Genomic DNA, 7,117 nt, shown 5'->3' with positions numbered 1-7,117 from the left:
GAAGCACTCGGGCAGGTCGCCGTCGAGGGAGTGCTCGATGAGCGTGATGCCGAGCGGCTCGGCGCGGGTGGCGAGCACCGCCTTGGTCTGGGGCAGCGCGTCGGCGTCGACGACGAACACGTCGCTCTTCGCCTTGCCGGCCCGGCGGGCCAGCGTCATCGCCTCGGCGGCGGCCGTCGCCTCGTCGAGCAGGGAGGCGCCGGCGACGTCGAGGCCGGTCAGGTCGGAGACGACGGTCTGGAAGTTGAGCAGCGCCTCCAGGCGGCCCTGCGAGATCTCCGGCTGGTAGGGCGTGTAGGCGGTGTACCAGCCGGGGTTCTCCAGCAGGTTGCGGCGGATGACCGCGGGCGTGATCGTGTCGTGGTAGCCCAGGCCGATCATGGAGGTGAGGACCTTGTTGCGGCCGGCCAGGGCGCGCAGCTCGGAGATGGCCTCGGTCTCGCTGGCCGCGGGGGGCAGCTTGAGCCGGTCCTTGACCCTGATGGCCTCGGGCACGGCCACGGCCACGAGGTCGGCCACGGACTCGAAGCCCACGGCCTGGAGCATGCGCTGCCGCTCGGACTCCGACGGGCCGATGTGCCGGGTCGAGAAGGGCGGAGCTGACAGGTCGGTCATGGAAGATGCCTCCCGAGGCTGTGGAGACCGGCGCCAGGGCGCGGACGAGTGCCGGATCTCCCCCTCTGTCATGTCGACCTGAGAGCTTCGCCCCGGAGGGCTTGCACCGTCGGTGAGACGCGCCTGGCAGGCGCGGCTGCTTTCCAGAGTCGCCTCACCCGAGCGGTACAGGTGCCTGAGAGATTCCGGGGAGGGTTGCTCCTTCGGCGCCCCTGGGACGGTGCCCGGGGACTCTCCCGCACGGGGTCGTCAGCCTTGCGTCCTCCAGGTTACTACCTCGGACGGCGAGCAGGTTGTCACCACCCTGGGCGACACGTACCACGTGGCACTTCGGCCTCGGCCACCCCACGTGGCCGCGACCGTCGGCACCTGATTCCGGGCGGCGGCGCGGGGACCGCCCTACCCCAGGCGGCGGGCACGTCGCCGCCTGGCCAGCTCGTCAGCGGGGTGTTCGGCCGGGACGGTGTCCGCGACCGCCGCTCGTTCCCCCGGCAGCTCCGCGAGACTGCCCTCGACCTCCCGCCAGACCCGGCCGAGCGCGATGCCGAACACGCCCTGACCGCCCTGGAGCAGGTCTATCACCTCGTCGGCCGAGGTGCACTCGTAGACGCTGACGCCGTCGCTCATCAGCGTGATCTGCGCGAGGTCGGCCACCCCGCGATCACGCAGATGCTGCACGGCGGTGCGGATCTGCTGGAGGGAGACCCCGGTGTCGAGGAGCCGTTTGACCACCTTGAGCACCAGGATGTCGCGGAAGCTGTAGAGCCGTTGTGAGCCCGAGCCCTGCGCGGCTCTTATCGTGGGCTCGACCAGACCGGTGCGCGCCCAGTAGTCCAGCTGCCTGTAGGTGATGCCGGCCGCCGCGCACGCCGTCGGGCCACGGTATCCGATGTCGCCCGGCAGCGCCGCCGGCTGCTCGTCGAAGAGCAGGCCCTGCTCCCCGGCACGCTGCCGGGCGCTCTCGCGCCGCACCGAATCTTCCTGGCCGGCCGTCTTTCCCTCGCCGCTGCTGACCGCCACGCGGACCTCCGGCTTTCTCTCATCCCGTGGCCTGATCTGGGGGTTCGTAAAAGGGCGACCACGGGTTTCACTTGCACCGTAGGACCGTGACCATGCTCAGTCAACGATCCGGCTCGGCGCGTCGTGAAGCGTAAATGCACTGAAATACCTACCCCGCCCTGCCGAAGTCTTCGGGAGTGATCGTGTCAAGGAACTCCCTGAACTTCTCCACCTCGTCCTCCTGGTCGTCGGGGATGATCACTCCCGCCTCCTGGACGACCTCCTCGCTGGCGAAGATGCGCGCGCCGGTGCGCAGGGCGAGCGCGATCGAGTCGGACGGCCGGGCACTCACCTCCACCCCGTTGGAGAACACCAGGTCGGCGAAGAAGATGCCGTCCCGCAGGGCGACGATGTTGACGGCGCGCAGGCCGACGCCCAGCGCGCTCAGCACGTCCCTGAACAGGTCGTGCGTCAGTGGCCGCGGCGGCGGCTCCTCAGCCTGGGCCAGCGCGATGGCCGTGGCTTCGGTCATGCCGATCCAGATAGGCAGGAACCGCTCCCCGTGTGCCTCCTTGAGCAAGACGATCGGCTGATTTGTGGGCATTTCAACGCGAACGCCCACGACCTCCATCTGCAACACGGGCTGCTCCGTATTCGACTGGCCGGTGACCCGGCACAGCTCATTGCTGGTCCGCTTATGCAATTCAACGTAACACCCGGCAGGCCCCGAATGTCCCGCCGGTGTCAGTCGGGTGTTACGGAAGCGCCGCCACCGCGCCGGTTCGGCGCCCCAGGAGGTTTCTGGGGTGAGCCGGTCAGCGGCCCAGGACGGTCCGCACGCCGGTGCGGACCAGGGCGGCGTGCAGGTCGAGCAGGAGCGTGGATGCCTCGCGGGCCACCTCGTCGGCCTCGCCGATCGCGCCCGGCGCGCGCCGTTTGAGTATCGGCGCGACCGTCTGCTCCACCAGGCCGCACTCGCGCTCGGCCGCCGCCTTGACGGCGCGCAGGTGGCGGGCGTGCAGGCCGAAGCGGGCCAGCGAGCCGACGGCACGCGCCACCTCCAGCGCGTCCTGATCGTAGCGCCTGGCCTGCGCGGCGAGCAGGCCGTAGTCCTCGAGCTCCGTCAGCGTCTCGTCGTCGATACCGGCCGCCTCCAGCAGCTCGGCGCGGCTGAACCGCGGCTCCGGCTCGTCGCGGGCGCCGGGCACGGCGCGCGGGCGCCCGACGCCCTCGGCCATCCGGTCCTTGATCACCCGGAGCGGGAGGTAGTGGTCGCGCTGCTCGGTGAGGATGTAGCGCAGCTGCTCCACGTGCAGGTGGGTGAACTTGCGGTAGCCCGAGGGGCTGCGCTCGGGTTCGATGAGCCCCTCGCCCTCCAGGAATCGGATCTTGGAGATGGTGACGTCGGGGAACTCGCCCTGCAGGAGCGCGAGCACCTCCCCGATGCTCATGTGCGAGCGTGCCGCCTGCGAGCTCATGCGCCGCCGGCGCTCCGCATGAGGAAGAGGAGACGGAACTTGCCGATCTGCACCTCGTCGCCGGAGTGCAGCGGCACCTCCTCGATGCGCTCCCGGTTGACGTAGGTGCCGTTGAGGCTGCCCACGTCGCGCACGGAGAACTGGCCACCCCTGTGGCGGTAGAACTCGACGTGGCGGCGCGAGACCGTGATGTCGTCGAGGAAGATGTCGCTCTCGGGGTGGCGGCCCGTGGTGGTGAGGTCCTTGTCGAGCCGGAAGCGGCTGCCCTGGTTGGGGCCCCTGGTCACCGTGAGCAACGCCGTGCCGGGCGGCAGCTGCTCCACCAGCGCCTGCTCGGCCAGCAGCATGTTGCCGGTCTCAGCCTCGTACGCCTCGATTCCCGCGACGGAGATCGTCGATGTCGTGTCCGTGCCGACCTCGGCCCTGGCCAGGGGGGATCCACAACGGGAACAGAAACGGGCATCCTCGGGGTTGGCGTGCCCGCACTGCGTGCAGTAGACGCTCGGCATCGATCGGCTCGGCCTCCTACCGCGAAGACGCGGCGACGGTGCTCGGGACGCGCCTCGCTTCGCTCTTCAAGTTTGCGAATGCCGCAACTTACGCTGCTGAACGGCAAAGGTCAAGGCGGGGCGCTGGACGACAGGTTCGGACGGTGACAAAGTTACCGCCGCCCGCACCCGCAGGTCCATGCCGCCGCGCCTTTACACGATACGATCTTGTACCGCTCCACGCGAATCCATGAACACGATCACGCAGGGTGACATTCCTCTCAAGCCCCACCCGCTTGTGTCACTGCGCGGTCCCGGGCGGGGTCTCAGGTGGCGGCCTGCTCGACGACACGGGCCCAGCGTTCGATGAGCGACTGGGCCGTGTCGACGTCCTGGGCCTCGGCCCACAGGTCGGTGACGGGCTCGGTGGCGGCGGGCAGGATCAGCACCCAGCTTCCGTCGTCGTGGGTGACCCGCACCCCGTCGGTCGTGTCGATCCGGTGTGTCTCGGTGCTCGCCTCGACGGCCTCGATGACCGAGCGCATGACGGCGCCCTTGGCCGCCCACCGCGTCGGCACGGTCCGTTTGAGCAGCCTGGCCACGGGGATCCGGGCGTCGATCTGGCTGAGCGAGAGGCGGGTGCGGGCGACCAGGCCCAGCAGCCGCATGAACGCGGCCAGCCCGTCGATCGCCGGCGAGAACTCGGGTACCACGAAACCGCCCCTGCCGTCGCCCGCGAAGATCATGTCCGTGCCGGCGGCGGCCGAGGTGAGCGCGTCCAGGGCGGTCGGCGTCCACTGCACCTGGACACCGTGGAAACGGCAGACCTGCTCGGCCACCCTGGTGGTGGTCACGGGCAGCGCCACCTGGCCGCCCCTGCGCTCGGCGGCCACCAGGTCGAGCACCACCAGCAGCGCGCGCTCCTCCCCGATCAGCTGTCCCATCTCGTCCACGAGCGCGATCCGCTCCCCCACGGGGTCGAAGCGGACGCCGAACGCGGCCCGGGAGGAGCTCACCAGCTCCGACAGGCGTTGCAGGTCGCGGCGGCGCTCGGCGAGCGTCTCGGTGGGCGAGGCGTCGTCGAGGCGGGCGTTCACCGTGAGCACGTCCACGCCGACCCGGCCGAGCAGGCTCGGCAGGACGAGCGAGGACGTGCCGCCCGCGCAGTCGACCACCACCTTCATGTCGCCGATGCCGGTCATGTCGATGCGGCGCAGCAGCTCGTAGGTGTAGTCCTCGACCACGCGGGCGGGGTAGGCGAGCTCGGCGATCTCGCCGGGGAAGGCGCGCCTGAACTCCTGCCGCGAGAAGACCCGCTCCAGCTTGCGCTGGGCGCCGGCGGGCAGGTCGGCGCCCCGGTCGTCCATGATGACGATGTCCACGCTCTGCGGGTCGCCGGCGGTGGTGCGCAGGGCGATGCCCCCGGCGGCCGACTCGCGGGCGGTGTGGAACCTGGCCACGGGCAGCGGCGCCGCCTCCAGGTCGAGCACGTTGATGGCGCCGGCGGTGAGCGCGCTGATCACGGCCCGCTTGAGCGCCCTGGCCGCGAGCGAGGAGTCACGCGAGGTGACGACGTGCTCGCCCTTCTTCAGGGTGGTGGCGTACGCGCTGGCCAGCCGTACGCACAGCTCCGGGGTGATCTCGACGTTGACCAGCCCGCAGACGCCCCTGGGACCGAACAGGCTGCGCTGGCCGCGCGACTCCCAGATGACGCTGGTGTTGACGACGGCCCCGGCCTCGATGGTCTTGAAGGGGTAGACCTTGACACCGCTGGAGATGTACGCCTCGGATTCGATGACGCACTCGTCGCCGATGACGGCATCCTCCTCGATGCGGGCTCCGGCCATCACGTCGGTGCTCTTGCCGATGACGCAGCCTCTCAGGTGCGCCCCGGGGCCGAGGTAGACGTTGTCGTGCACCACCGCCCGGTGCAGGAAGGCGCCCTCGCGCACGACCGCGTTGTTGCCGAGCACGGTGTACTCGCGCAGTTCGGCGCCCGCCTCGACCTTGGCGTAGTCGCCGATGAGCAGCGGCCCCTTGAGCACGGCGTCGGGGTCGATGGAGGCCGACTCGGCCACCCAGACGCCGGGCGACAGCTCGAAGCCGCCGATGTCGACCCTGACCCGGCCGGACAGGGCGTCGGCCTGCGCCTTGAGGTAGCTCTCGTGGGTGCCGACGTCCTCCCAGTAGCCCTCGGCCACGTAGCCGTAGATGGGGGCGCCGCTCTCCAGCAGCCGGGGGAAGACGTCGGAGGACCAGTCGACCGGCTCGCCGGTGGCGACGTGGTCGAGGACCTCGGGCTCCATGACGTACACGCCGGTGTTGACCGTGTCGGAGAAGACCTGGCCCCAGGTGGGCTTCTCCAGGAAGCGCTGCACGCGCCCGGCCTCGTCGACGATGATGATGCCGAACTCGAGAGGGTTGGGGACGCGTTTGAGCCCGATCGTGACGAGCGCGGAGTTCTCCCGGTGGAAGCGGACCATCTCCGTGAGGTCGATGTCGGTCAGCGCGTCGCCGGAGATGACGAGGAACCGGTCCTCCCGCAGCCGGTCGGCGGCGTTCTTGACGCTGCCGGCCGTGCCGAGGGGGACGTCCTCCGTGGCGTACTGCAGGCTCATGCCGAGCTCGTCGCCGTCGCCGAAATAGTTGCGCACGAGCGCGGCGAGGAACTGGAGGGTGACCACCGTCTCGGTGACGCCGTGCCGCTTGAGCAGGCGCAGCACGTGTTCCATGATCGGGCGGTTGGCCACGGGAAGGAGCGGCTTGGGCTGGTTGGCCGTCATCGGACGCAGCCGAGTGCCCTCCCCGCCCGCCATGACGACCGCCTTCACACGATCACTCCCTTGTGGTCGCAGTTACGAGCCGGCGCACTTGTACCACATACAGCACCCCCGCCCACCAGTACAGACCTGTTCCCCACAGAGCGAAGGCCCACCCCGCGATCCGTGCCACGTCGGCGTACAGCCCGCTGTGCGTGGCCAGGAAGAGCAGGGGAAAGGCGTACATGAGGTTGAACATGGCGGCTTTGCCCAGGAAATGCACCTGTAGTGCCCGATATCCGTGCTTGCGGAGTACGGGGATGAAACAGGCGACGAAGAGTTCGCGGGCGAGGATGACGGCCACCAGCCACCACGGGATGACGTCGCGCACCAGCAGCGCGAGGATCGTGGCGAACACGTAGAGCTTGTCGGCGGCCGGGTCGATGATCCGGCCGAGCCTGCTGGTCTGGTTGAACGCGCGAGCGATCTTGCCGTCGAGCCAGTCGGTGAACCCGGCGACCGCGAGGACGGCGATCGCCCAGCCGTCGGCCCTGGGGCCGAGGACCAGCCAGAGGAAGACGGGCACGCCGAGGAGTCGCAGGAAGCTCAGCAGGTTGGGAACCGTCCAGATCCGGTCCTCGGCGGAAGTTTCGCTCACGCAGCAGACCCTACTGCGTCGTCTCCGGCCGTAAGCGGCCCGGCCAGGGGCTTCCCGGCCCGCCCCGGACGGGCGCGCGGGGGGTCGGGGCGGCCTGCTCCGCCAGGTCAGGTGGCGGCG

The 7,117-nt window shown here is 70.0% G+C and carries 6 protein-coding genes, 1 pseudogene and 1 riboswitch; all 7 genes and pseudogenes read right to left on the bottom strand.

What is annotated here, in order from left to right:
* Positions 1-615: pseudogene (locus tag DQW85_RS30620) on the bottom strand (glycine dehydrogenase (aminomethyl-transferring)); the annotation flags it as partial.
* A gap of 153 nt (positions 616-768) precedes the next feature.
* A riboswitch (glycine riboswitch) is annotated at positions 769-864 on the bottom strand.
* Between the two features lie 150 nt (positions 865-1,014).
* The gene (locus DQW85_RS30615) at positions 1,015-1,635 is read right to left on the bottom strand and encodes a MerR family transcriptional regulator (protein WP_113703287.1); all 621 of its coding nucleotides are present in this window, start codon (positions 1,633-1,635) and stop codon (positions 1,015-1,017) included.
* Between the two features lie 148 nt (positions 1,636-1,783).
* Entirely contained in the window at positions 1,784-2,254 is a 471-nt protein-coding gene (locus DQW85_RS30610) for a bifunctional nuclease family protein (protein ID WP_090771501.1), read from the bottom strand.
* A gap of 175 nt (positions 2,255-2,429) precedes the next feature.
* Positions 2,430-3,065: a transcriptional regulator FtsR gene (ftsR, locus tag DQW85_RS30605; protein ID WP_113703286.1), complete on the bottom strand. Its 636-nt coding sequence runs from the start codon at positions 3,063-3,065 to the stop codon at positions 2,430-2,432.
* A gap of 23 nt (positions 3,066-3,088) precedes the next feature.
* Complete coding sequence (locus DQW85_RS30600) at positions 3,089-3,601, bottom strand: FHA domain-containing protein (protein WP_113703285.1); 513 nt, start codon at positions 3,599-3,601, stop codon at positions 3,089-3,091.
* A 305-nt stretch (positions 3,602-3,906) separates the two neighbouring features.
* Positions 3,907-6,411, bottom strand: coding sequence for a mannose-1-phosphate guanyltransferase (locus DQW85_RS30595; protein ID WP_113703284.1), 2,505 nt, complete (start codon positions 6,409-6,411; stop codon positions 3,907-3,909).
* Between the two features lie 4 nt (positions 6,412-6,415).
* Entirely contained in the window at positions 6,416-6,997 is a 582-nt protein-coding gene (gene clsA / locus DQW85_RS30590; protein ID WP_113703283.1) for a cardiolipin synthase ClsA, read from the bottom strand.
* Between the last annotated feature and the right edge of the window lie 120 nt (positions 6,998-7,117).

Origin of the sequence: Nonomuraea lactucae (genome assembly GCF_003313395.1) — a bacterium.
In the GTDB taxonomy this organism is placed as follows: Bacteria; Actinomycetota; Actinomycetes; order Streptosporangiales; family Streptosporangiaceae; genus Nonomuraea; species Nonomuraea lactucae.
Note: the sequence above shows the minus strand (reverse complement) of the source record. Positions and strands in the feature narration are given on the sequence as shown.